The following is a 23,879-nucleotide window of genomic DNA, read 5'->3' on the forward strand; positions in this document are numbered from 1 at the left end:
GTTAGTGTTGTCCCTTCAATTATAGGATAGAGCACTAGATACTGTCAGGAGTGAAAGAGGTAATAATAATGAGTTCTCCATTAGTTGATCGCTTTGGCCGGAAGATTACCTATTTACGATTTTCGCTCACTGACCGTTGTGATTTCCGCTGTGTTTACTGCATGGCGGAAGATATGACATTTTTACCCAGACAAAAAATTTTAGGTTTGGAAGAAATTCTTCAAGTGGCTGAAACATTCGTTTCACTTGGAGTGAAGAAAATCCGTTTAACTGGCGGAGAACCACTTATTCGTCATAATGTCATCTGGTTAATTGAGCGTTTAACCGCATTACCAGGGCTGGATGAGTTACTGATTACCTCTAATGGTTCGCAGTTAGTTAAATATGCACCTGCTTTAGCTAAAGCAGGTATTAAACGAATTAATGTTAGTTTAGACACGCTTGATCCTACCGAATTTAAGCAATTAACCCGAACCGGTAACATTGAAAAGGTATTAGCTGGAATTCATGCTGCACAACAGGCAGGCATTGAAGGAATTAAGCTTAATGTTGTAGTGATGAAAGGGCGTAATCAGCATCAAATATTACCTTTGGTCGATTATGCTTTAGCCAATAAAGTGGATATCAGCTTTATTGAAGAAATGCCCTTAGGTGCTATTTCAGAGCATCAACGAGGACTAACTTTATGTACCAGTGAAGAAGTTAGAGATATTATCCAGCAGCAATATCAGCTAATGTCTTCTGCTTACGAAACCAATGGGCCGAGCCGTTATTGGCAAATACCTGGTTATCAAAATAAAATTGGTTTTATATCACCTCATAGCCATAACTTTTGTGGGGATTGTAATCGAGTAAGAGTAACAGCAGAAGGCAAGCTGCTGTTGTGTTTAGGTAATGAGCACTCAGCTGATCTTAAAAATATTATCCGGCGTTATCCAGGTGAGCAGGATAAATTGCGAGAGACTATCATAACGGCTATGGACTTAAAGCCTGAGCGTCATTATTTTGATCCAACGGGTGATGTACAATTAGTGCGGTTTATGAATATGACAGGGGGATAAAATTAGTTATTTATCATTATAGAGCAAAAAATGCCTAATGAGGACCGCTACTTTTGAACCCCTTTGCTTTAACTAACGGCCCTTTCAAGTATTCAGATCAGTTGTTGATGAGCAAAAACCTCCCTCATTATAGAAACGGGCATATTACCAGTGCTTAAAAATGCCTGGTGAAAAGCTCGGTCTAAGTTTTTACCTGACAAAGAGGACTGCTGTTTTTTTATGAAGTCTCGTTTTAGTTGCCAAACCAGTTGGTTACCAACCAAATAACACATAGGGTAACCCCGTTCGGCTGAGTACCAGTTTAACTCGGCTTGAACTCGCCCAGAGGTAAAACCGGTAACTACTTGCAGTAGTTCTCCTGCTAAGCTGAAAGGGTCGTCAGTTTTATTCTTCAAGGGAATGCCTACATCCAGGTATTGTTTATCGCCAGTTAAGAAAAACAGGTCAATAGCCACTCTGGCGCCGATTCGGCAAATTTCTCGTTTAGCGATGAAGCGCGCTTCATCCGTTAAGTCTCCCATATAACCCATATCTAGCATGTAGTCTTCCAGCATGGTAGTCCAGCCTTCTGCTTGCTCTGGTGCGAAAAGGATGCGACGGATTTTGCTGGTATGGGTAGTACTCGTTGCGAGTTGTAAGTGATGGCCAGGAATCCCTTCATGAATCATCATCACTGGAATACCCAACTTATTGTGCTCATCAATTAAATCATCTCGTAATGTCAGGTGAATCAAACTAGTGCGAGTGCCTTCTCGTAAGGGTAGGGGAGAGCGCATGGCACCAGCAGGAATGACTGGCTCTAAAAACTTAGGCGTTTGTTCAATCAGCATTTGCTGGTCAGCAAAAACTGGGAATAAATCATGCTGGTTAATAAAGTCAATAATTTTTTGATTTTCTTGCTTGTAAATATCAATGATTGAATGAAGCTTGTTGTCAATAAGCTCAACTTGATAGTGTTTATTTAAAAATTGTTGAAGTGCTTCGGGTGTCGTATCAGCCGCTAGTTGATACTTTTTAGTTAAGATTTGGGTTAATTCTTCGATTTGTTGTTGAGTGCTATGTAGAAAGTCGGCTGACAGTGATTTTAGTTCATTGAACGATAACTCAATACCATGATTACGAATCACTTGTTGTGCATCATCTTGAGACAATGAAAAGTGCTCAGTGGTAGGTAACTGGTTTAATTGCCGTTGATACTGATTTAATGCCGTATCAGCTTGGGCAATATGTTTTTTTAATTCATTTAAACCACTGAATTTTTGTTCGGATGCCCAGTCGGTAATGGCTTTAAAGAGGGTTGGTAATACTGAAACAGTTTCTAAGTCAATTGCTTGCCAGCGTTTGACTGGTGTGTCTAAACGCCCCAGCATACTATGCAGAAAGGTAGGAATATTAGCAATGCGAGATGAAATATTTTCTAAGCGATCTCCTGCAGGTCTTGGGTCATCAATAAATAAAGTAAATATACCTTCACTGATGTCACCACCGGCAGTGGGATGTTGTGCAACTTCTAGCCTGTCATTAAAACGCCGTTGGTAGCGATGTACGATTTTATTGAGGTGTAGCTCAGATAGATGTAAATCTGTAAGTAACTCAAAGTCGGTGGTTGTCTGTTTTAATTGAATAGCTTGATTAATTAAGTCTTGCGCTTGTTTAGCTCTGGCAGAACAGTTTTCGAGAGAGGGGTCGGGTAAATCATTGAGGTTTTTGGCGATACCAAGAGCCAGAGAACCGTTGGGATCGCTGGCCAGAAAGTTGATTAAATTTGCTTCAAATAACTGGTATTGTTCCATGTATTTTCCGTTAGTTGGTGCAAGAGTGTTTGTTTACATACATTTTATCGTATATTTTTTATTGGTTTGGATATAATACTTGCAATATATACATTTAGCCAGTTATGAATATTGTGTGACAGTTTGATTGTAAGTTATTTAATTACTACGGAATAAGTTTTTAAAATGAATCAATTAACAGCAATTGCTCAAGAGGCCATTGGTAAGAAACTAGAGCAAGAAGCAAATGGGAAAAAGATAGCTTTAATTTTCCACTTAAAAATTAAAGATTATTCAGCTTATCAGCAATGGCTTATTGACAGTAACAAGCAGTTTGGTGGTAGGAACTTATCAATAGTGGCCAAGTTCACCGAGATGCAGGGCTAGGGCGAGTCGCTATCTTTATGGGCAGTTAACTATAGCTGTATAGGGAGTTAATGATAAGTTCTGTCAGTCCAAATTAATTCTGTTCTCGGTATAGATATGTTTAATAGAAAACTGGTTTAAGTCCGTATTTAGGGTTGCGGCCCTTAGCCTTAGTGTGTTTGGCTGTTGTGGCCGATAGGCGTAGATATGAGAACCACAGTGCTTACAAAATACCCTGAACTTACCGTTGGATGACTCAAATGCTTGGAGTGAATCTTCTCCATGAACTAATTGAAAGCTTGAAGCATCAATTGTTACGCCTATGGCAAAAGCTGATGAGTGTGCTTTTCGGCAGGTTTGGCAGTGGCAGCACTCTATAGCTGAAATGGCTGTATTGACTTGATACATCACGGTGCCACAAAGGCACTCACCACTATACATGGTAAACTCCTGGCAAATCACTTATTTTCAATAAGTTAACCTACTTTTGCATAGAAGTCATGAATTATTTATCTACTTCAAAACAGATTTCTCACCTAAAATCTAACCGTACCTTGCGAAAGTTGAATCCCTTTTAATGTTTCTACGGTTTCTTTGCTAAGAGGATTATTATTTACTTCTAGTACTATAAATTTGTTAAGCTCGGGAAGTGTTAAATTTGTAATGAGGTTGTTTATAGCATTTAGTGTTGATAAATTGATGTTTTTTGATATATCAAGATTGCGAAGTTTATTGGAAGAAATATCTATATGTATTAGTTTGACGTTATTAGCAAGGTTAATCTTTTTAAGTACGTTGTTTTCAATAGTGATTTCTTCTAATAAAGTATTTTTTGTAGTATTTAAGTCTCTAATCTTATTGTTAGACAGTGTGAGTAATCTGAGTTTTTGATTATCGTTTAAATTGAGTTTAGAGAGTTGATTGCCAGCAAGGTTAAGTTCTTCTAATAGTTTGTTTTTTGAAGTATCTAATTGCATTATTTGATTATCTGCTAGATTGAGTTTTTTAAGGTTAGGAAGGTACAGTATTTCATCTGCGTACATGATCTTCATATCAGGGCAGTCAACAGCTTCAATTTTCATTAAAACTTGATTGTCATTTTTAGCTAAACAACGGTAAAAATACTCATCTTTAAACCTAAGGTCAGAGACATATTCGAATTTGCCTTTTTGAATGGTGCTGGCAAAGCTTAATATGCTTGTCAATAATAAAGTGGAAAATATAGTAGTAATTGTTATAGTAAAGTGAAGAATGCTTTTGTTGTTCATAAAAATATCCATTTAATATAATGCGATGAAGGAAATAGTTGTCCTTTACTAAAAATTGCCTTTCATCAAGAACTGTGTTTCATCAAGAGCTGTGTTTCATCAAGAATAGTACAATGAGTACTCTACTCCATTAATAATTGTAAAAAAGTAGCTTCAAGACAGTTATTTTCTCTTTTATTTTACACCTTAAAGACGATTTGTGAAGGCAATGTGGAACTTGAGTGCTTTTATTTCCTTGCTCAGAGCTTACTGAGCCTTAGCTGTGTTAATCAATAGTTATCTTTTTTTTGCGATATAAGTCGAATATGGGGAGGTTAAATATAGCTTTATCTACTAATACTTATCTTTTGTAATAATAAGAATAAGACAAATAAGGTGTGTAAATGAAGCTACTAATACAAGTTTATATCGCGCTAAATGTATTTTTTATTTCACCATTTAGTTGGACATATACCAATAATTACTTAGTCGGGCAGGCTAAACGAGATATTACTGGGCCAGCAGCAGAAGTGGTGATGTTAGGGTATGCCAAATCGGATCAGGTCGCAGCAGGTATTCATCAACGACTATGGGCAAGAGCCTTTGTGGTGGCTGACCGTTTTGATCAACAGCGGGTTGCTTTAGTCACTATTGATGCTGGCATGGTTTTTCAAGGCGTCACTCAAGCGGTTGTCAAACAATTGCAACAACAACTTGGCGAGCGTTATAGTGACAAAAATTTGCTGATTACTGCAACTCATACCCACAGTGGGCCAGGCGGGTTTTCCCACTATGCTTTGTATAATATTTCCAGTAAAGGTTTTATTAAAGAAAACTTTCAGGTAGTCGTAGATGGTATTGCAGATGCTATTATTGCAGCAGATCGAAACCTTAAACCGGGTTATATTTTATTGAATAAAGGTGAATTAACCGGGGCTAATAAAAACCGTTCGTTAGCTGCTTATTTGAATAATATTGATGCAGACAACTTTCCTCCTGAAGATCGGCAAATGACGGTTATAAAGTTTGTGCAGCAAGGAAAGCCTATAGGACTAGTGTCTTGGTTTCCCACCCACGCTGTTTCCATGTCTAATACTAACAAGTTAATTTCAGGTGATAATAAAGGTTATGCGGCTTATTTATTTGAGCAGAAAATACGTCAGCAGATAGGTGATGCAAATTTTGTGGCTGCATTTGCTCAATCGAATGCTGCCGACATGACACCAAATTTAGCGCTAGATGGTACAGGACCAACTAAAGACTCTTTTTCTAATACACAGATTATTGGAGAACGACAATTCAAAAAAGCTTGGTCCCTTTATCAGTCAGCTAATACTCAAATAACGGGTCCCATTGGATTTCGCCATCGTTATGTCAACATGGCTAACCAACAAGTGTTACCTGAATTTACCGATGGTGAGCAACGTAGAACCTGTACTGCAGCACTGGGTTATGCTTTTGCGGCTGGAACTGAAGATGGCCGAGGCCCATTTTCATTTAAAGAAGGTGCACTAAAGGAAAATCCTTTTTGGCGGGCTATTACCTGGATGTTGACTCGGCCATCAACCGACCTAAAACGGTGTCAGGCACCTAAGCCTCTTTTATTGGCTCACGGTAACTTCAAGCCCTTTCCATGGAGCCCAGAGGTTCTACCTGTCAGCTTATTGCAAATTGGTCAGCTAGGGTTGTTGGGGTTACCTGCGGAAGTGACTGTGATGGCAGGACGGCGCTTAAAAGCAACAGTTGCTGCACATTCAAGTGCCTTATTTTCTCATCTGGTCGTGGCAGGGTATGCTAATGCTTATGCAGGTTATTTAACAACACAAGAAGAATATAATAAACAACACTATGAGGGCGGTTCTACCCACTTTGGCCCCTGGACACTTGCTGCTTACCGGCAGATATTGGCAGGTTTAGCCCAGTCATTGGTTGAAGGTACTGCAATAGCTCATGATTTGGAACCTTCTCCCAGAGACTTATCAGCACATCAGTTAACCTTTCAAACAGGTGTTGTATATGATCAGCCTCCTCTTTTTAAACAGATAGGAGATCGGGTAATGGATGTACGCTCCAGTTATCATTCTGGTGAAATAGTGCAGGTGAGCTTTTGGGGAGGTCATCCAAAAAACAATATGAAGACGGGTGGTAGTTATTTATTTGTTGAGCAGTTAATAACAACTAAAGGGAAGCAGGCATGGAAGCCCATATATAACGACAATGACTGGAATACCCGCTATCACTGGCAGCGCAAAGACCCTTTATGGGGGACTTCTGTGGTAACAGTTAGTTGGCAGATTCCTGTTGATCAGCAACCAGGACGTTACCGTATCCGGCATGAAGGTACCTATAAAAAGAACTGGACTTATCAACTGAAAAATTACCAAGGGGTTTCAAAGGTATTTGAAGTTGTTGGAACAGAGGGGGAATAAGCAAACAGAGGCCACAATGCCCAAGGCTGTTGATGTCTAGTGAAATGGCCTCTTATTTGAGCTGCTTGATTAAATATAAAGCTTCTGTCGCAGAAGCTTTAGTATTGGTACTGGTTACTGCGGAAGTTTTGTAACTCAGTCATTAACCAGTCTCTACTGGTAACAGAGGGTTGGTTATTACACTGCACTTGATAATCTTTACCTGTTAAGGTGCTGCGGCTGGCGGCCAGCTGGATAAAGCGTTCAGTGGTTTGAATATCTTCTTTGAAGTAGTCGTATTTGTTTAGAATATGCTGGGCTGCTTCAAGTGAGTTATGAGAAGCGCCGTTGCGCATCATGGTGCAGGCTGAGTTTCTGACAAACTCTAATAAATGGGCTACTTCTTCTTGTTGCTCTGAACCCCATGCTCGGCTTTCATTGTTGGCTATGTCCGCTTGGCTATTGCTGAACGTTGGGATAGTCAAGCTAAACAGAGTTGTCATCAGTAGTAGCTTATTGACTAAATTGAACATAAGTTGGTCACCCTCTATTCAGTTATTCAATGTATCGATTGTTCACAACTAAACCTGGTTCACAGTTTATAAAGGTTGGTAATTTTCGCCCTTCATTTAAGAAAGATCAAATAAGTAGTTATGCGATACTGTGAATTACTGCACTAAAAAATAAATTAATTTTAAATTAGTGGATAAAATTACCCGCTGGTAAGGGCTGTTTATAATCCACTACAGTAAGTCTGTGTTTACTGACAGTGTTTTTGGACTTTTTATCCATAACAAATAGTCATGTATAAATTATGAACTTATTATCATAATTAGCTAGACAAGCTTCAATCAAAGGTGTTGCTGGATTGCCTGGGTTTTATTATGCCTGAGCCAAAAAGGTATTTATGTGCAGTTATTAACCTAAAAAAGCTTTATCTAGGAGAGTTGTGTATTCTGTGATAAACGCTTGGTTATTATTTGGTAGTTGCTAATTTGAGATGGCTGATTTTTACCATACTACTAATACCTGCTTCGCATTGAGTATGTTTTCAAAAGGAGGATAAGATCATATAAAAAATGAGTATCAGTTGTGAGTCAATAGATGACTAATGATAAGTCTCAGAACAAGATATAATTTTTATTGTTAAACAAAACAAGTGACTTTATAAAAAAGGCTTAGAACACCCGTTTGTGAATTTATTATGTAATGGATGTGTTGTGTGCAAAATAAGTGAATTGCTGCCCTCTATTAGTGGTATATAGTGGTATAGATACACGTTGAAAGGTACGAAAGTGCAATAGCAATAGGGTTTCTGCCGCGTGACTTAATAAGTACTGCCAAGAACACCAAGCTTGTATTGTTGTTTGTGATTTAAGGACTTGTAAATAGCTATTATTAATTTGTTGATATTATTATGAGTTGTTGACGCCAGATGAGCTAAGTGGCTAGTGTAATAAAATATTTCACAGGCAGCTGCCTCATTTTTTTGTTGAGTTAATAAAGAGGTGTAAATTGGTGGAATGGATTGTAAGCTCCGTCCTTAATTACTGAGTTGTGTGATATAACCGATTATAAAATTGAGCAGCAGCTGTTTTTTTCAACCGATACAATGTGGCGGGTCGGTTGCTGCCATAGCGCTTTTCACCACTGTCTTCTAATAAGTCTTCATTTAAAAACCGATTGCGGATTGAGCGCATGGGAGGTGTTTTACCAAGAATTGCCAGAAATACATCACTGATATCTGCCAGAGTGAAACATTCAGGTAATAAGTAAACGGGTAGTGATGTATATTGCACTTTATTTTGTAAGCGCTCTAACGCCACTGATATCAATTGATTATGGTCAAATGCCAGCGGCTGACCCACCGTATTGCCTTGTAATGTTAACCAACGGGTATCTGAGAGTAATGTCTGATTGGCTGCCGAGCCAGGAAACAGCGCATAGTACACCACAGTAATAGACCAGCCGCGGGGATCTCGCTGTTGATTGCCAACGGTTTGCACTTGCTCTAGATAGGGAGCTTCTGTGCCTATTTTGGCAGCTAACTTGCGCTGTGCAGTAGTATCTAAATCATTATCCTGATTAATATCAATATACCCACCTGGCAGTGCCCATTGCTCTTTGGCAGGGTGCTGATGACGTAAACAGGTCAGTACCTGAAGCCGATGGTCATGAAACCGAAATGGCACTATATCCACAGTACATAATGGTGCATCAAAATCTTGAACATTATATTGAGCAAGATATTCAGCTTCTGTCAGTTGGGAGTGATCAACCATGGTTTTCAAAGCAACTTGTTGTCAACGCACTAATACTGCTGTGTTTATACCATTAATTTTGATTACTGCAAGTTTTGCTGTATCTAGCGAACGAGCCCTTATGACTTTCCATGGATAACAACCTTTTGATACTTTGGTTATAGCGGTTTAAACCAATTACTCTGTATTTGATCAAAAAAATTACAAGTCTACTTGACTTGATAGGGAATCTAATTCATTATGTTAGTGAATTAAGTTCTTTAAGGAGGTGGGTCATGGCTAAATCTATTGATAAATCTGCAGTAGTAACAACAGCGGTTGTTAGCATTGGGCCAAGGCACACTGTTGCTTCCTTTGATGTCGATGCACAGAACTGTTTTACGCCAGTATGCCCTGATGAGCTTCCCGTGCCAGCAGGTAATGAAATTGTGACGGAGCTCAATCAGCAGGCTGAGTTAGCACAGTATCGCTTAGGCTCTAAAGATGCTCACTCACCCCACGCAGTTTGGGTTGCTGATCAGAGCCACCCGCCGCTAAGTCCAGTCAAGGGGAAAAATGTCGATGTCTATTGGCCTCTCCATGCCGTACCAGGAACAAAAGGGTTTACACTTATTGAAGGGTTGCCTGAAGTAACTGCTTACGACTTTTTTGTTTGGAAAGGGGTCGAGCCAGATATGCATCCTTATGGTGCTTGTTATCATGACTTGGCAGATACTAAAACTACGGGCGTGATTGAATACCTGTTGGTAAATAAGGTGAAAACGGTGTTAGTGGGTGGTTTGGCGTTGGATTACTGTGTTAAAACAACGGCCTTGCAGCTGGCCAAAGCCAATTTTCAGGTAATCGTTAATTTAGCGGCCTGTCGGGGAATAGCTGAAAACAGTATTAGTGAAGCGCTTAATGATATGCATCAAGCGGGTATTTTACTTATAAAGTCAGCGGCACAAGTTAAAAACAGTCAGTAAGGAATAGCCCATGTCCCGATCAATTATTAAAACGCCTTTGGACACTGATTTATATAAATTCACGATGCAGCAAGCGATGTTGCATCAGTATCCAGAGGCAGATGCTGTGGTGCGCTTTAAATGTCGTAGTGACTTTGACTTAAGGCCATACCTTCATGAAATACGGGATGAAATAGAGGCGTTGTCTGAACTGTATTTCCGTGAAGATGAGCTGCGCTACTTAAAACAACTGCGGTATATAAAAAAAGATTATGTAGACTATTTGCGCTTATTTCGGTTAAACCCTAAGCATGTCAGAGTCTTTATTGAAGATGGTCAGCTGGCGATTACTATTCATGGGCCATGGGTTCACATTACCCATTTTGAAATTTATATATTAGCCATTATCAGCGAAGTGGTCGCACGTAATAAATATCCTGATGTGGACTATGACGAAGGGCGCCGTCGCCTTTATGAAAAAATAAAAATGATTAAGCAGGCGGCAACCAAAATTGATTTGTCAGGCTTTAGCCTGGCAGAGTTTGGTACCCGTCGTCGTTTTTCAAGAGAATGGCAGTTTGAGGTGGTTGACATTTTAAAGCATGAGCTGGGTGAATATTTAGTTGGCACCAGTAATGTCGACTTTGCCCGTGAGCTTGAGCTGTCTCCTATAGGCACCATGGCTCATGAGTGGTTGCAGGCACACCAGGCGCTAGGTGTTAGACTCATTGATAGTCAAAAAGCTGCATTGGATGCTTGGGTAAAAGAGTACCGGGGTGATTTGGGTGTTGCACTAACCGATGTGATTAGTATGGATGCTTTTTTGCGTGACTTTGATATGTATTTTGCCAAATTATTTGATGGTATCCGGCAAGATTCTGGCGACCCGATTACTTGGGGTGAAAAAGCGATTGCACATTATGAACGGCTAGGTATTAACCCTCGTAGTAAAACGCTAATTTTTAGTGATAGTCTGGATATTCCAAAAGCACTTGAAATTTATCAGCATTTTACCAATAGAATAAATGTCAGCTTTGGTATTGGCACCAACCTAACTAATGATTTAGGCAGCCCAAGCCTTAACATTGTTATCAAAATGGTTGAGTGTAATGGTCAGCCAGTAGCGAAATTATCGGACAGTACGGGTAAAACTATGTGCCAAGATGCAACCTATGTGGAGTATTTAAAGCAGGTTTTTCACTATAACGGACCTACCGTTTAATCCTATAAGAGGTTTGAGCACCTACTGACTTGTGAAAAGCGGGTTTTAGAAGGCTTAAACCTTGATATTGTACAATTTCATGCCATGCTTATTGGTACTTATATCCGTAATAGAAGTGCCAATTATGAACACTAAAAAAGTAATCAATCTGTCACTTAAATACCCTCGTATTACCGTACGTACGCTCGCTACTCTAGCAGCGATTGGAGACAATGAAGGTAGCTCTGTATCTGAAATTGCTCAACGGATGGAGGTTGGTGAAAAAAATGTAGCCACCACAATTCGACGCCTGGAAGAGGGTCGGGCAGGCAACCCAGATGAGCAACTGATTCGTGTGAAGCAAGATGCTAAAGATAAAAGGTTTAAACTGATTTATCTGACAGCAAAAGGTCGTAATATTTTGAAAAAGCTTTAACCTGGAATATTTCGCCAAATTCAAAAGCCCCAGCGGTATAAATGCATGGGGCTTTCTTTTGAAGATCATTCGGCTTTCAAGATACGTGGCTCTTAAGAGTAACTAAGAAAAATCCTACTCTCCGATACCATCTCCGTCAGGTAAGGGAGGAGGTGGAGGAGGGATGACTACAGGCGGTGCTGGCTCAGCGGTGGTGAGAGGGTCTGTTTCTACATGAGTAGTGACATTAACACGCCTAGACCTAATTCGGTTTATACGTTTTTCTAAGGGACTTAAACTATTATACTGGCTTTGTTTATTACTTCTGAAAAAGTCAAATGGCACAGTAAAGGCGGCAGTCAGCACATTCGTTTCTTTATTGACATTATCATGCTGATATTCAGCCCCTAAGGTAATGCTACTACCAGGAATACTGCTAACGATATTGGCAATGTCATACTCCAACCTGACTCGACCACCAGCAATGTGTTCGGCACCATCTGCATCAAAATAATAACTGCCTCCATAAATACGCATTTGACTGTCATCAGCTTCATCCCAGATGGGGAGTCGATAGCCTACTTCTAAGTCGGCACCATGATAGGCAAATTCTTTGCGAATTTGGTTAGTGGTTGCGTTGCGGCTGACTTCTTTTTCTTTATCGCCTATTGGAATATAAAAATTAAATCTAAAATCCCAATCAAATGAAATTATTTCAGCACCAAAGTTTAGCTGGTAAAAGTCATTATTAAATTCAGTACGTTTCTTACCAAGAAAGCCATAGCCACCGACTGCCCAGTCATCATTAATAATTTGTCGGTAACCGTAACCAGCCTGTCCTTCTGCAAAATCTTCGTCAGCTTCAGCCAGAATATTTAAATAAGAAAGGCCTGAATCATCTTGGGTTAATGGAATAAATGAATTGAAGTCGCCGAATGAGCTTCCATCAGCATAAGCACCTTCCCCTGATAACCAGCCATCCCACTTATTGGTTTCGGCTGATTCTTCTGCAAAGCTATTAATACAAAATAAGGTGGTGCTAACGCTAAAGATAAGTAATGCTTTATTTTTGATCATATTATGCCAACTACTTGGTTACTACTTATTCGCCTTGGCTATGTAAAACATTCGCAAAGAATGTATAGCTTATGTGTTTGGGTGGCTATCCTATGCAAAACAGCACTAAAAAGGTTTGATTGATTTCACGCAATATAAAATGATTAGTCAAAATAAGGGGGGTGGTCAAATAATAAACGGTTTTTTAGAAGCCTGACTCCCTAATTAAAACAGCTAAGATCTGTCTATAAATTCGAGTGATTAAACTTTGCGCACTACCATCAATTCTTACTGTGCCATTAATCATTCGGGGAGGATAACTAGCCAATTCTATTGCTTGGAAAGTTACTGGATAAATTGGCTGCTCTGGTACAGCTTGGTTATTCTGATTTAATCGTACAGGAATAGGGCCGCCAAAAATTGACTGAAAAAAAGCGTGCTCAAGGAATGGTGAGTTAATAGCGCTGACTTGATTTAATTTTACTCTTATTGGAGATAGTTCAGGTATTTCGGGGTAAAATATGCCTGACTTGGTGTCACTCAATTGATTGAGCGTCGTTGCTATGCTGTAGCCTGTTAAATAGACCTGTTTTGATGTAATGAGCTGGCCTAATGCATATTGAGAGTTTACCCATTGGCCAATATGTGGAGCCGGATTATGCCAGTAAAGTGTGCCTGTATAGGGTGCTTTTAAGTCCAGTAACCCCCGTTTTTGCTGTAAACCATTCAGTTGTTGCTTAGCTTGAGTCAACTGTTTTAAAAGTAGAGTACGATTAAACAATAACTGATTAGTGCCAATGGTTTGACGTAACTGCTCTTTAAGATGGGCGATTTTCAACTGACTAACATGTATTTGATGATTTAATAGTGGATTTTCTAAGGATAGAATAGGTGTCCCAGCAGAAACTGATTGTTGATGCTCGACATGTATGGCAGTGACTTTCCCTGTAGTAAAAGCATACAATTGCTGGCTTTGCTGAGGTAGATAAAGTGCAGGAATAAAGAACGACCAACTAAATGGATAACAAAGTAATACTAATATAAACAAACTTATGATAGTCGGTACCCACAACTGTTTTGGCTTTTTGATAAATTGCTTAAGTTGCCACCATTGTTTTAGTTCTGAAAAGATTGGACGTAAAATTAACCAGTAAATTTCAAGTAAAAACAAAATTATTCCTAATGCCTTAAAGAAAAAAGAATACACCAACAAAGCTATACTAAAAAATACAACTAAGCGGAAAATCCAGGTTAGCCAGGCATAAATCACAAGTAGGTGAATAGTATTGATAGGGATTTTAATTGGACAAGGGGTGGTTAACCCTAAACAAAGCTTTCGTAAAAACCACTTGCCGCAATTAAAAGCTTTAGTTTGTAGGTTGTCAATAGCCAGCCAGTCAGAGAGTATATAATAGCCATCAAAGCGCATAAAAGGGTTTAAATTAATAACTAACGTTAATACTAAACCACTAGTCGCAATAAAAGCTGCACAGTTTTGTAGCGGACCGGTTGGCAAAAAATGCCATAAAAATATCATTAGACCGGCGATGAAGAACTCAGTTAATACTCCTGCACCATCAATAATCATTTTTTGTTTACGTTGCACCAATCGCCAGCTATGGCTGGTATCAGTATAAAAACGTGGCCATAATAAAATAATAGCAATACCTATACTATTGGTTCTGCATTGAAAGTAAGCTGCTGCAAAAGCATGTCCTAATTCATGGGCAAATTTTGTAAATAACAAACATAGAATAAATAGAAGTATGCCTACCGGTTGGGTTAAGTAGGAAAAACTATTGATAAAAACATCCCACTGTTTGTAAATCCAAAAGCTGCCAACTATACACATTAACAACCAGCAATAAAACAAATATGGAGATAAAGCTTTTTTTATAATAGGTAATAAAGCATTGATAAAACGATCAGGCTGCCACAATGGGATTTGCCAGCATAAATAATGTTTGAACAGTCGGGTTAAAGGGAGGCTATTACTTGGGGAGTAACGTTGGTGAGAGTAGGTAACCAGTTGGTGCTTAACTAAAAAAGATTTCACTTGGTTGATTTCATCAACGGTTGTCTGAAAGCCTTCGTATAGATTTCTTGTTGAGGGTGCAGAATAAAATTGTTGCTGGATAATATTATAGGTTCGCCAGCTAATGCGAAAATATTGGTTTTTTGCAGGGTCGTAGAGTGACCAGCTAGGCTCGCCGTTAATATTTTCAGGGCCACGGAAAAGTTGCAAGTCTTGACGTAAGTGGAGAGTTTGCACACTAAATCCCTAAAAATTGTCTGATAGCTGTGATTGGCCGTCTGAATAAATAGTAAAACAATGATACTGACTCGCTATAAACTTTTGCAGTACCTTTTAAGCCAATTTGCGCTATTTTGGGTTGGTTATTCAATGAGGCTGATAGCTGGTAACTTAAACCAGCAGCAGGGTGTGGTGTTGCTGCAAAGCTGACCTGTTGTAGGGTTGCCTGTAATGGTTGTAACGGAACTGCATCTAAAAACAGTTTAATTTGAGCATTATCAGGCAGAACAGTGTGGTTTTTCACTGGCACATAGATATTAACTATCACATCTTGAGGGTCACTAATAGTCATTACTTGTTCACCAGTAACAACAGGGCGCCCTTGCCAGTCACTGACTGAGGAAAATTGCACGATGCCTGACTGAGTAGCAATCACTTCTGCCTGAGCCAGTTGGGCTTGGGTAAATTGTGACTCAGCTAAACGTAGTTTAGCTTCAGCTTGATAAAGGCCAATGTTACTTTCAACTAAAGATTTTTTTAATGAAATCTGTAACGCTTGATGATAACGGGTATAAGCAAGATTTAATTGTTGTTGACTAATGGCATATTGGTTGGCAAGTGTTGTTGTTTCAAAACTAAATAGTTTTTGTTGGGATGCGACAGTCTGATTGGGTTTAACCCATAATTGTTTAATAACGCCGTTGATAGGAGCACTGACAATAGTTGGTGCGCGAGCAACAATTTCAGCTGGAGCGGTAATGGTTAAACTGACTGGAAAACAGAAAAGGAGGATTAACGCTATACAGCAAACAATGTATCTTTTGGGTGTTAGTTTGATGAGTCGTTTTTCTTTAACGCCTAAAGCTTGAAAGCCATGGCCGTATATAGTTGATAGATGGCGTAATAGTGTTTGTTCAGTGGGTTGCCACTTTTTTTGGGTGCGCCCAAGCCATAATCCTCCAATTAGCTTACCTGTTGGTAGCCTAATTGGGTGATATAATATGTGAGGCATTATTAATTTGCGATAACTATTATCTGTATTTTTGAAAAGTTGTTGAATGTTAGGGTTAAATGCTGGTTGTTTAAAAAAAGTCGAATGGGTTTGAGTAACTGCTTTGACTATGCAGGCTAAAGGACTGTGTGAATCTATAACGGTTGTATTGGCTATACTCACTAACTGCCATTGGTATCGGTGGTGAAAAACTAAAAAAGCTTGATCATAGCGTAATAATTGTCTGGTATGGTTAACTGCAAGGAATTGTAACGCTTTAATAGACGTTGTTTGACGAACTTGATTTTCCAGTTGAATTAATCGAGTTAAATTCGTTATATATTTTGCGCTGGGCTGTTTAATGCCAGTATTTATATCGTTCATTTGACCAGTGCGGTACCACTCATACCGACTACAAGTTGTTTATTATTATGTTGGTGAATTTGGGCAAAAGCACGGTAGGTCTGGCTGACAGGATCAATTGTGGGACTAACCTGAGTAATACTGATGAGGATTTGATGGGGGCTATCATCAATCTGAAAAATAAGGTGTGTGGTTGACTTGACTTTAAAATAAAAACTGTCAGGAATAATTAGCTCTACAGATAGATGCTTGTGATCAATTACCTCTATAATGGCATCCCCGGCTTTAATACTTTGGTAGGGCTGTGCTAGCAATCGAGCAACTTTGCCTGAAAAGGGTGCTTTAATATTACAACCTTCAACACTGATATTGGCTTTTGTAATGCTTGTCTTAGCAATATCCAGCTCTGCTTTGGCTAGGGCTACTTCTAATTGACCAATTGCATTATGCTGTAACAATGATTGACTGTTCTGATAATGTTTTAATTTGGCTCGGTATTTTGCTTTTGTTGCTTGATATTCTGCCTGATAGTGACGGCAATCCAAACGCATTAATAAATCACCTTGCTTAAAGGCTTTGCCAATACCTAACGGCAGTTGAATGATTTGTCCGCCGATTTGAGAGGAAAGCACTACTTGATGTTGAGATTTAATAATGCCTCTAATTAAGGATTGTTGAAATATAGGAGAGCTTGCATTAGCAAATGACTGTTGTTTAGTAAAATGTTGAGCTGCTGAAATAGTATTAAACGTAACGCCAATGTGACTGGTGCTGGTTGCTAACAGCAGAAAAATAGAATGAATGAGTAATGAATGCATATGGTCTTCACGTGCTTTAATTAATCAGCTGAAGTTATTTTGTCACCTAATTCAAGCATTTTCTGTTCTATACCATTTGCCCAACCAGTTAAGGTATTATCTGTAATCGTTGTAGGTAATACATCAATACCGGAAGCGACTAGTAACTGACCAAATGTATTGTGTACATCTGCATAGCTTAAGTCACGCCTTAATGTGCCAAGTAAATGGTTAAGCTCTGCCCTTAATAGTTCATTTTTACCTAAGCGTTTTTTCCTGGCGTTGACTCTGACATGATGAACAATTTTCTGTTCGATCTGGCTAAAGTGGCTAGCGGCTTTAAACTCATCAATGGCTTGATAATATGCCTGCCAGGCAATATGTATTTGAGATAATACAGCCATATGCATGGCTAACCGGTTTAATCGAATAATATTTTGCTTTTCTTTAGCGACTTTTAGGCGGCTTAGTTGGGAAAACGTGCCCAGTAGGTTGTAACTAACATCAATACCAATGGTCCCCCAATGCTGATTGACTAAAAAATCATTACTATTGTAATAGCCGGCTGTTTGTAACTTTAAATGAGGGAGTAGTTGTAACATTGCAGCCTTGGTTTCGGCAGTTGTTATTCGCTCTTTATAAACCTCATTAATGAGCTCTGGGCGGTGCAATAGTGCATGTTGTTCGAATTCGCCAAGTGACATAGGTGGGTCTGGTAACCACATGGAGTGTGCAGTAGGCTCTATCACTGTAATACTGCTGCTGGGTAATACATTAATTAGCTTGGCTAGCTCGGCTTTCGCTGGGAGTACATTTTTCCGTAAAATATGCAACTCACGAATAATTAATAAAATATCTCGTTGATAGGTTAGTGCAGTAAAAGGCGATTGTAGTCTTTTTTGACGAATGACTTCACTGTCTCTCAGCGCATTTTCTGCTTGTGCCATCACTTTGTCGATATGCTTCATTAGGCGTTGTTGGGCGACTGTTCGCCAGTAGGCAGACCGCACATCTAACATAATTTGATGAGCAATTTTACGGATATGCTCTTTAGCCATTAAATAACGGTTAGCTTGTTGTTTGGCGCGAACATAAGACAGGCCAAAATCAAGTACACTCCAAGTGAAGGATAAACTGGCTTCACTGATTTCTCGGTCAGAAGATGTGGATGGCTCTAATGTTTCAGTACCTGTTTCGATTGACTCGCTAGAGGATGCATCTAGATTGGACCGATAATTGTAACCTGCTTGTGCGGTAAGCTTTGGAAGTAATTCTAAACGGGCGGTATTTAACTCTTTAGCAGAAAGTGCTCCGTGTAATAAACTAATGCGATGATTAAGATTATAACGAATAGCCCTGGCCATTGCTTCTGGTAAAGTGAGGGGTTGAGTGAGTGGCTGCTGTTTGGCCTGTAATGCTGATTGGTCTTGGCTTAAACGTTGTTGGTGTTGCTTGAGAGTAATTGGGATAGGGTGGATACTACAACCACTCAATACCATGAGAATACCTAATACAACAATGGTTTTATTCATTTCATAACAACAGACTACAACAAACTATATCTATTACTGTAGTATAGCATTTGTAGGTTATTGTGCGGTTTGTTGTTGATAATGAACTTCACCAGTGTGGGTATTAATGACGACTTCTTTCCATACTGCATCACCATTGGCAAGTTTTACCTGTATTTTTAATGAAATCTGGTCTACTTCAGCTGGTGGTAACCCAGTAAATATGCCTTTGTTTTTATTAAAGTTAAACCAAGCAGGTAAATCTGAACCATCTATTAACTGAGCACTATAGCCCACCACTTGTTGTCCTTTTAATTGGCTGGAATGCTCCAAAGAACCAAATAACCCTGTATTGTCGGCTTTTGTCTTAATAGTTAAAAACTCAGAAGCACCTAAAGCAGGCTTGTCGAATCCAATAATAACGGGGCGTTGTGTTATTTCCTGGTCAGTAACAGGGATTTGGTTAAATAAGCTGTTAGCTGTACGGGTGGTATCAGGGTTGTGGTGGCCAATGGGTTGATAGCCTTGTGTTGTGGTTACCAAGTTCGCCTGAGTTAAAGGTGGTGTAACGCTAGTGGTAATATTTAATTGTTGTTGTACATCTGTTGTCGTAGTTGTTAGTTCATCATCATCTTTTATGATAGGTTCTTTAGGTGACAGATCAGTATCGGCCTCTGCTATTGAGTTAACTGAACCAGATAATGTCGGGGCAGTGGTCTTAGCAACGTCAATACTAGTATTAATATTTGAACTAAAACCACCCAGCCCATCGGTTAACTGAAACTGAATGGTACGATTACCTGGTACAGGCAAGGTAGTGTTATTAATAAAAGCAATATTTTGCACTAAAGCTGAAAGGGCGGTTGGTGTAGCTTGATCATTTAAATTAACAACTAAAGGGTTGCTTTTGCTGCCGCCACTGAAAGAACCAATGGTAACCCCTGAGAAATTAATAGTATTCCCAGCTAGTCTAATTTGACTAGTGTTGCTGGTTGAACGAATTGCCAATTGGTCATGTTGACTGTCACTCCCAGTAATTAACTGTACGGTTAACTGACCTCCGGAAAAATGGGTATTGTCAGGGTCAATGACAATGGCGTTTTGTCCTGTATCAATGGGAACAAGCCCAGAACCTTTTAAATAGATTTGGCTATCACCAGCTAAATTATTGATTGTTGGTGTCCCATTGACATTCACTGTAGCTTGTACCGGGAGGCTATTGCTGCCATTACCATCATTTACTGTATATTGAATGGTGCGATTGCCAGCCGTGGGGTTGGTGGTATCGGTATTTTCATAACTGATTTGTTTGACCAGGGCGGAAGTGGCGGCTGGAGTGGCATTAGCATTTAAATTAATTTGTAGGGGAGTGCCTCCAGTACCGCCGGAAAATGTGCCAATAGCCGTGCCGCCAAAACTGACCGTATTGCCTGCTACACCAATTTGCCCAGCGTCATTGCCTTGGTGTTGAATGGCCAGTTGGTCTTCGGCATTATCACTACCCGCGGTAAACTGCACCGTAACATTACCACCATTAAAGTTGGCATTATCGGTATCTACGACACTGGCATTATTGCCTTGGTCGATTAGTTGGGTGCCATTCCCTCGATTATAAGTAACGCTATCGCCACCAAGATTATTAATGGCCGGGGTGCCATTGACATTCACAGTGGCTTGTACTGGGAGGCTATTGCCACCATTGCCATCATTTACTGTATATTGAATGGTGCGACTACCAGCCGTGGGGTTGGTGGTATCGGTATTTTCATAACTGATTTGTTTGACCAGGGCGGAAGTGGCGGCTGGAGTGGCATTAGCATTTAAATTAATTTGTAGGGGAGTACCCCCAGTACCGCCGGAAAATGTGCCAATAGCCGTGCCGCCAAAACTGACCGTATTGCCTGCTACACCAATTTGCCCAGCCCCATTACCTTGGTGTTGAATGGCCAGTTGGTCTTCAGCATTATCACTACCCGCGGTAAACTGCACCGTAACATTACCACCATTAAAGTTGGCATTATCGGTATCTACGACACTGGCATTATTGCCTTGGTCGATTAGTTGGGTGCCATCCCCTCGATTATAAGTAACGCTATCGCCACCAAGATTATTAATGGCCGGGGTGCCATTGACATTCACAGTGGCTTGTACTGGGAGGCTATTGCCGCCATTGCCATCATTTACTGTATATTGAATGGTGCGACTACCAGCCGTGGGGTTGGTGGTATCGGTATTTTCATAACTGATTTGTTTGACCAGGGCGGAAGTGGCGGCTGGGGTAGCATTAGCATTTAAATTAATTTGTAGGGGAGTACCCCCAGTACCGCCGGAAAATGTGCCAATAGCCGTGCCGCCAAAACTGACTGTATTGCCTGCTACACCAATTTGCCCAGCGCCATTACCTTGGTGTTGAATGGCCAGTTGGTCTTCAGCATTATCACTACCCGCGGTAAATTGCACCGTGAGATTTCCACCATTAAAGTTGGCATTATCCGCATCTACAACACTGGCATTATTGCCTTGGTCGATTAACTGGGTACCATCCCCTCGATTATAAGTAACGCTATCGCCACCAAGATTATTAATGGCCGGGGTGCCATTGATATTCACAGTGGCTTGTACTGGGAGGCTATTGCCGCCATTGCCATCATTCAATGTATATTGAATGGTGCGACTACCAGCCGTGGGGTTGGTGGTATCGGTATTTTCATAACTGATTTGTTTGACCAGGGCGGAAGTGGCGGCTGGAGTGGCATTAGCATTTAAATTAATTTGCAGGGGAGTCCCTCCTGTGCCGCCGGAAAATGTGCCAATAGCCGTGCCGCCAAAACTGACTGTATTGCCTGTTACACCAATTTGTCCAGCCCCATTGCCTTGGTGTTGAATGGCCAGTTGGTCTTCGGCATTATCACTACCCGAGGTAAATTGCACCGTGAGATTGCCGCCATTAAAATTGGCATTATCCGCATCTACAACATTGGCATTATTACCTTGATCGATTAGTTGCGCGCCGTCGCCTCGATTATAAGTAACGCTATCGCCACCAAGATTATTAACTACTGGAGATTGGTTGAGTGAAGAGGCAATAGTAAAAACATTACCAGTTGCAAGATCAATATTATCAAAAGTCAGGTTGGTGCCGTCATAACTAGTAGCGACAATAGTATTGATAGTGCCGGAGGTAAAATCCCCGTCGCCATCGGTATCAACTAATAACCCGAAATCACTCGCCGCTGTGCCGGTAGTGGCAATAGTGCTTAGATCAAAAGAAAAATCAACTGTGCCAATATCACCAGTTTCTTGTACTTTCCATTCCCTGGTAAGTCGTTGATTAACCCCTAAGGGTTTTTCTGTGGTTGTTTCGGTGAGTGCTCCATTATTATTGCCCCAAATAAAAAAGTCGCTGTTGTCTTGTGATGAAGCCCCGCTGGCGGTGAGAATACTATCAGTATTAATGGACTTTGACTGGATTTGATCAAGGGCTGAGTCATCATCTTGAGCTAAGCCGGCTATATCGTTATGAAATGCAGCGTTGGTAGTAGAGTCCCAAACGGTTGTACCGCCAGAGGACTTATAATCTCCTTCTATTATAGAGCCATCACTATCCGTTGTATCAAGCGTTGTGCCGTATTTAATGGCAAGATAAGACTCAACTTGTTGTTTATTAGCAAGTGATAAGTTGGTGTTGTAAATAATTATTTCAGCCAGGTTCATGGTTGGGTTAACTGAGCTAGGGATTTCAGGAAAAGTACCGACGGCCAAAGTGCCTGACTGAGTTGGATCGGCTGTTGCGGAAGGTACTGTGGTACCTTTTTCCAGTCCATCAACAAATAAGCTATTTAAGGCAGCTGATGTAACACCAGTGACAATATGGTAATTAGTTGAAACGGTATTGCTGACAATTGTATTGGTTACTGCATCGGTTGGAAAGTCTAAGCGAGGGTCGTTAGGTGCTTGATATTCAATACTGATTCGGTTGTCGCCAAATAAACCATTGATTTGCTCCCATTGGACAACAACACCTGCTGAGGTAACGTTGACTACGGTAAAAATAGTATTATTAGCAGCAGTGATCAGGTCGCTGCCTGTGACCATGGTTTTTAATAACTGGTCGTCAGACGCACCTGATGAATCAAAAAATAAAACAGGATTAAAGTTTGCTGCATTAGCATTATTGCTATTTAATAACGTTGGTTTTTGTGCATCAAGCCCTTGGACAACGGTGTTATCACCACCATTAACACTTTGGTCTTGCCATGAAGAAACAAGTCCTCCCGCAGAGGTTACACCTGAATCTGCTTTTAACCAAGTAGTGAGATTACCACCGTCAATATTTCCTGGCGCCGCTAGTATATGAGGGTAATGTTGGCGAAAATCTGATGATAAGACAGATTGCTGCTGATTAATTTCACCAAGCTGATATTCCAGCTGCCAGTTACCGCCTTTAGTTGTAGCCCCAGTAATATCAGTAGAAGCTGCAATATCTGCACCTGTGAGTTTAGCTAATAAAGCAATAGTATTTTGCCCATCAATAGAGCTGGCAATATTACAGCCATAGATCAATATATCAGCTGTATCGCTAAGCTTAGAGGTTAATAATTTAAGTTGGTCAGTATAGAAATGATTAATCGTCAGTTGATTGATAGTGCTATTGCCTAACAGTAATTCACCTGGTCTACCGTGGCTAAAAATATGAACAGCATCTATGGTATGATGACTGTTAACAGCTTTAGCAATAATCGCTAGCCCATTCTGATCCGCTGGAATCGGGTAAACAGTAATAGTATCATCCAGCGCGTTCACAATATCCTGTGCATTTTTCAGGTTTAAATCGACAAAGGCTACAGTTGTCGGTAAGTCTGAGTTGACCTGTTCTAGAGCGGTTAATAGTGCCTGATGCTCAGCTGCTTCTTGCTGAGCAGCCTCATGATTATCTACTTCAATATCTGTATCATTGGCAAGATCAGCTTCAACTGTCATTGCACCATCAAAAAGCAGACGGGGCTCTAATAGTTCAATATATGAAGTAATATCAAAAGCTGGGGAGGAGGTTGTGATTTTTTTATTAGTTTTTTTCATGAACTATACTAATAGTTACTTCTTTTTTTTATAAAAAAAATAAGTGTCATAAGGACTATGAATATAATAGTAGATGAGGAGTGCTTAATCCCTATAGCATTTATACGTGGGTAGCATTTGGTGTGTTGGGCGTCAGTTCACTCTTGAACTCTG

General features: G+C 40.1%; 17 protein-coding genes. 6 read left to right on the top strand and 11 right to left on the bottom strand.

Going from position 1 to position 23,879, the window contains the following annotated elements; all coding sequences use genetic code 11:
* The first annotated feature begins 68 nt into the window (after positions 1-68).
* On the top strand, positions 69-1,061 hold the full coding sequence (gene moaA / locus OQE68_RS19705; RefSeq protein ID WP_180569488.1) for a GTP 3',8-cyclase MoaA: 993 nt from the start codon (positions 69-71) through the stop codon (positions 1,059-1,061).
* Between the two features lie 92 nt (positions 1,062-1,153).
* Here moaA and OQE68_RS19710 read toward each other — a convergent pair whose 3' ends face one another.
* Positions 1,154-2,854, bottom strand: a complete 1,701-nt coding sequence (locus OQE68_RS19710; protein ID WP_180569487.1) for a DUF885 family protein — start codon at positions 2,852-2,854, stop codon at positions 1,154-1,156.
* Between the two features lie 165 nt (positions 2,855-3,019).
* On the opposite strand from OQE68_RS19710, the gene OQE68_RS19715 reads away from it, so the two are divergent.
* On the top strand, positions 3,020-3,220 hold the full coding sequence (locus tag OQE68_RS19715; protein ID WP_180569486.1) for a hypothetical protein: 201 nt from the start codon (positions 3,020-3,022) through the stop codon (positions 3,218-3,220).
* A 63-nt stretch (positions 3,221-3,283) separates the two neighbouring features.
* On the opposite strand, the gene OQE68_RS19720 is transcribed toward OQE68_RS19715, so the two are convergent.
* Both OQE68_RS19720 and OQE68_RS19725 read right to left on the bottom strand, forming a co-directional pair.
* Entirely contained in the window at positions 3,284-3,640 is a 357-nt protein-coding gene (locus tag OQE68_RS19720) for a GFA family protein (protein WP_180569485.1), read from the bottom strand.
* A gap of 95 nt (positions 3,641-3,735) precedes the next feature.
* Positions 3,736-4,467 (bottom strand): leucine-rich repeat domain-containing protein, encoded by a 732-nt coding sequence (locus tag OQE68_RS19725; protein ID WP_180569484.1) that lies wholly within the window; start codon positions 4,465-4,467, stop codon positions 3,736-3,738.
* A 383-nt stretch (positions 4,468-4,850) separates the two neighbouring features.
* On the opposite strand from OQE68_RS19725, the gene OQE68_RS19730 reads away from it, so the two are divergent.
* Entirely contained in the window at positions 4,851-6,875 is a 2,025-nt protein-coding gene (locus OQE68_RS19730; RefSeq protein WP_180569483.1) for a neutral/alkaline ceramidase, read from the top strand.
* A gap of 98 nt (positions 6,876-6,973) precedes the next feature.
* Here OQE68_RS19730 and OQE68_RS19735 read toward each other — a convergent pair whose 3' ends face one another.
* Both OQE68_RS19735 and OQE68_RS19740 read right to left on the bottom strand, forming a co-directional pair.
* On the bottom strand, positions 6,974-7,387 hold the full coding sequence (locus tag OQE68_RS19735; RefSeq protein ID WP_180569482.1) for a DUF5329 family protein: 414 nt from the start codon (positions 7,385-7,387) through the stop codon (positions 6,974-6,976).
* 1,014 nt (positions 7,388-8,401) lie between these two features.
* Positions 8,402-9,136 carry an NUDIX hydrolase gene (locus OQE68_RS19740; protein ID WP_180569481.1) on the bottom strand — a complete coding sequence of 245 codons (735 nt, stop codon included), beginning with the start codon at positions 9,134-9,136 and terminating at the stop codon, positions 8,402-8,404.
* A gap of 254 nt (positions 9,137-9,390) precedes the next feature.
* Here OQE68_RS19740 and OQE68_RS19745 point away from each other — a divergent pair, with 254 nt between their 5' ends.
* The 3 genes from OQE68_RS19745 to OQE68_RS19755 all read left to right on the top strand — a co-directional run bounded on the left by OQE68_RS19745 (position 9,391) and on the right by OQE68_RS19755 (position 11,696).
* Positions 9,391-10,080, top strand: a complete 690-nt coding sequence (locus OQE68_RS19745) for an isochorismatase family protein (protein ID WP_180569480.1) — start codon at positions 9,391-9,393, stop codon at positions 10,078-10,080.
* A gap of 10 nt (positions 10,081-10,090) precedes the next feature.
* Complete coding sequence (gene pncB, locus OQE68_RS19750) at positions 10,091-11,281, top strand: nicotinate phosphoribosyltransferase (protein ID WP_180569479.1); 1,191 nt, start codon at positions 10,091-10,093, stop codon at positions 11,279-11,281.
* Positions 11,282-11,405: 124 nt separating this feature from the next.
* Positions 11,406-11,696 (top strand): MarR family winged helix-turn-helix transcriptional regulator, encoded by a 291-nt coding sequence (locus OQE68_RS19755; RefSeq protein ID WP_180569478.1) that lies wholly within the window; start codon positions 11,406-11,408, stop codon positions 11,694-11,696.
* A 114-nt stretch (positions 11,697-11,810) separates the two neighbouring features.
* On the opposite strand, the gene OQE68_RS19760 is transcribed toward OQE68_RS19755, so the two are convergent.
* The 6 genes from OQE68_RS19760 to OQE68_RS19785 all read right to left on the bottom strand — a co-directional run bounded on the left by OQE68_RS19760 (position 11,811) and on the right by OQE68_RS19785 (position 23,726).
* Positions 11,811-12,752: an inverse autotransporter beta domain-containing protein gene (locus tag OQE68_RS19760; protein WP_180569477.1), complete on the bottom strand. Its 942-nt coding sequence runs from the start codon at positions 12,750-12,752 to the stop codon at positions 11,811-11,813.
* A 184-nt stretch (positions 12,753-12,936) separates the two neighbouring features.
* Positions 12,937-15,003 carry a biotin/lipoyl-binding protein gene (locus OQE68_RS19765; protein WP_180569476.1) on the bottom strand — a complete coding sequence of 689 codons (2,067 nt, stop codon included), beginning with the start codon at positions 15,001-15,003 and terminating at the stop codon, positions 12,937-12,939.
* Between the two features lies 1 nt (position 15,004).
* The gene (locus OQE68_RS19770; protein WP_180569475.1) at positions 15,005-16,360 is read right to left on the bottom strand and encodes an efflux RND transporter periplasmic adaptor subunit; all 1,356 of its coding nucleotides are present in this window, start codon (positions 16,358-16,360) and stop codon (positions 15,005-15,007) included.
* A complete protein-coding gene (locus tag OQE68_RS19775) occupies positions 16,357-17,157 on the bottom strand; it encodes an efflux RND transporter periplasmic adaptor subunit (protein WP_180569474.1) in 801 nt (266 codons plus the stop codon). The genes OQE68_RS19770 and OQE68_RS19775 overlap by 4 nt, the downstream gene beginning before the upstream one ends.
* Before the next feature lie 20 nt (positions 17,158-17,177).
* Positions 17,178-18,668: a TolC family protein gene (locus OQE68_RS19780; RefSeq protein WP_180569473.1), complete on the bottom strand. Its 1,491-nt coding sequence runs from the start codon at positions 18,666-18,668 to the stop codon at positions 17,178-17,180.
* A 57-nt stretch (positions 18,669-18,725) separates the two neighbouring features.
* Positions 18,726-23,726, bottom strand: coding sequence for a DUF4347 domain-containing protein (locus tag OQE68_RS19785; RefSeq protein WP_266195781.1), 5,001 nt, complete (start codon positions 23,724-23,726; stop codon positions 18,726-18,728).
* Positions 23,727-23,879: the final 153 nt, after the last annotated feature.

It is taken from the genome of Spartinivicinus marinus, assembly GCF_026309355.1.
GTDB classification, from domain to species: Bacteria; Pseudomonadota; Gammaproteobacteria; order Pseudomonadales; family Zooshikellaceae; genus Spartinivicinus; species Spartinivicinus marinus.

Excerpts from the sequence above, each read along its gene's own strand:
- moaA (WP_180569488.1), top strand. The coding sequence starts at position 69 with ATGAGTTCTCCATTAGTTGATCGCTTTGGCCGGAAGATTACCTATTTA.
- OQE68_RS19710 (WP_180569487.1), bottom strand. The coding sequence starts at position 2,854 with ATGGAACAATACCAGTTATTTGAAGCAAATTTAATCAACTTTCTGGCC.
- OQE68_RS19715 (WP_180569486.1), top strand. The coding sequence starts at position 3,020 with ATGAATCAATTAACAGCAATTGCTCAAGAGGCCATTGGTAAGAAACTA.
- OQE68_RS19720 (WP_180569485.1), bottom strand. The coding sequence starts at position 3,640 with ATGTATAGTGGTGAGTGCCTTTGTGGCACCGTGATGTATCAAGTCAAT.
- OQE68_RS19725 (WP_180569484.1), bottom strand. The coding sequence starts at position 4,467 with ATGAACAACAAAAGCATTCTTCACTTTACTATAACAATTACTACTATA.
- OQE68_RS19730 (WP_180569483.1), top strand. The coding sequence starts at position 4,851 with ATGAAGCTACTAATACAAGTTTATATCGCGCTAAATGTATTTTTTATT.
- OQE68_RS19735 (WP_180569482.1), bottom strand. The coding sequence starts at position 7,387 with ATGTTCAATTTAGTCAATAAGCTACTACTGATGACAACTCTGTTTAGC.
- OQE68_RS19740 (WP_180569481.1), bottom strand. The coding sequence starts at position 9,136 with ATGGTTGATCACTCCCAACTGACAGAAGCTGAATATCTTGCTCAATAT.
- OQE68_RS19745 (WP_180569480.1), top strand. The coding sequence starts at position 9,391 with ATGGCTAAATCTATTGATAAATCTGCAGTAGTAACAACAGCGGTTGTT.
- pncB (WP_180569479.1), top strand. The coding sequence starts at position 10,091 with ATGTCCCGATCAATTATTAAAACGCCTTTGGACACTGATTTATATAAA.
- OQE68_RS19755 (WP_180569478.1), top strand. The coding sequence starts at position 11,406 with ATGAACACTAAAAAAGTAATCAATCTGTCACTTAAATACCCTCGTATT.
- OQE68_RS19760 (WP_180569477.1), bottom strand. The coding sequence starts at position 12,752 with ATGATCAAAAATAAAGCATTACTTATCTTTAGCGTTAGCACCACCTTA.
- OQE68_RS19770 (WP_180569475.1), bottom strand. The coding sequence starts at position 16,360 with ATGAACGATATAAATACTGGCATTAAACAGCCCAGCGCAAAATATATA.
- OQE68_RS19775 (WP_180569474.1), bottom strand. The coding sequence starts at position 17,157 with ATGCATTCATTACTCATTCATTCTATTTTTCTGCTGTTAGCAACCAGC.
- OQE68_RS19780 (WP_180569473.1), bottom strand. The coding sequence starts at position 18,668 with ATGAATAAAACCATTGTTGTATTAGGTATTCTCATGGTATTGAGTGGT.
- OQE68_RS19785 (WP_266195781.1), bottom strand. The coding sequence starts at position 23,726 with ATGAAAAAAACTAATAAAAAAATCACAACCTCCTCCCCAGCTTTTGAT.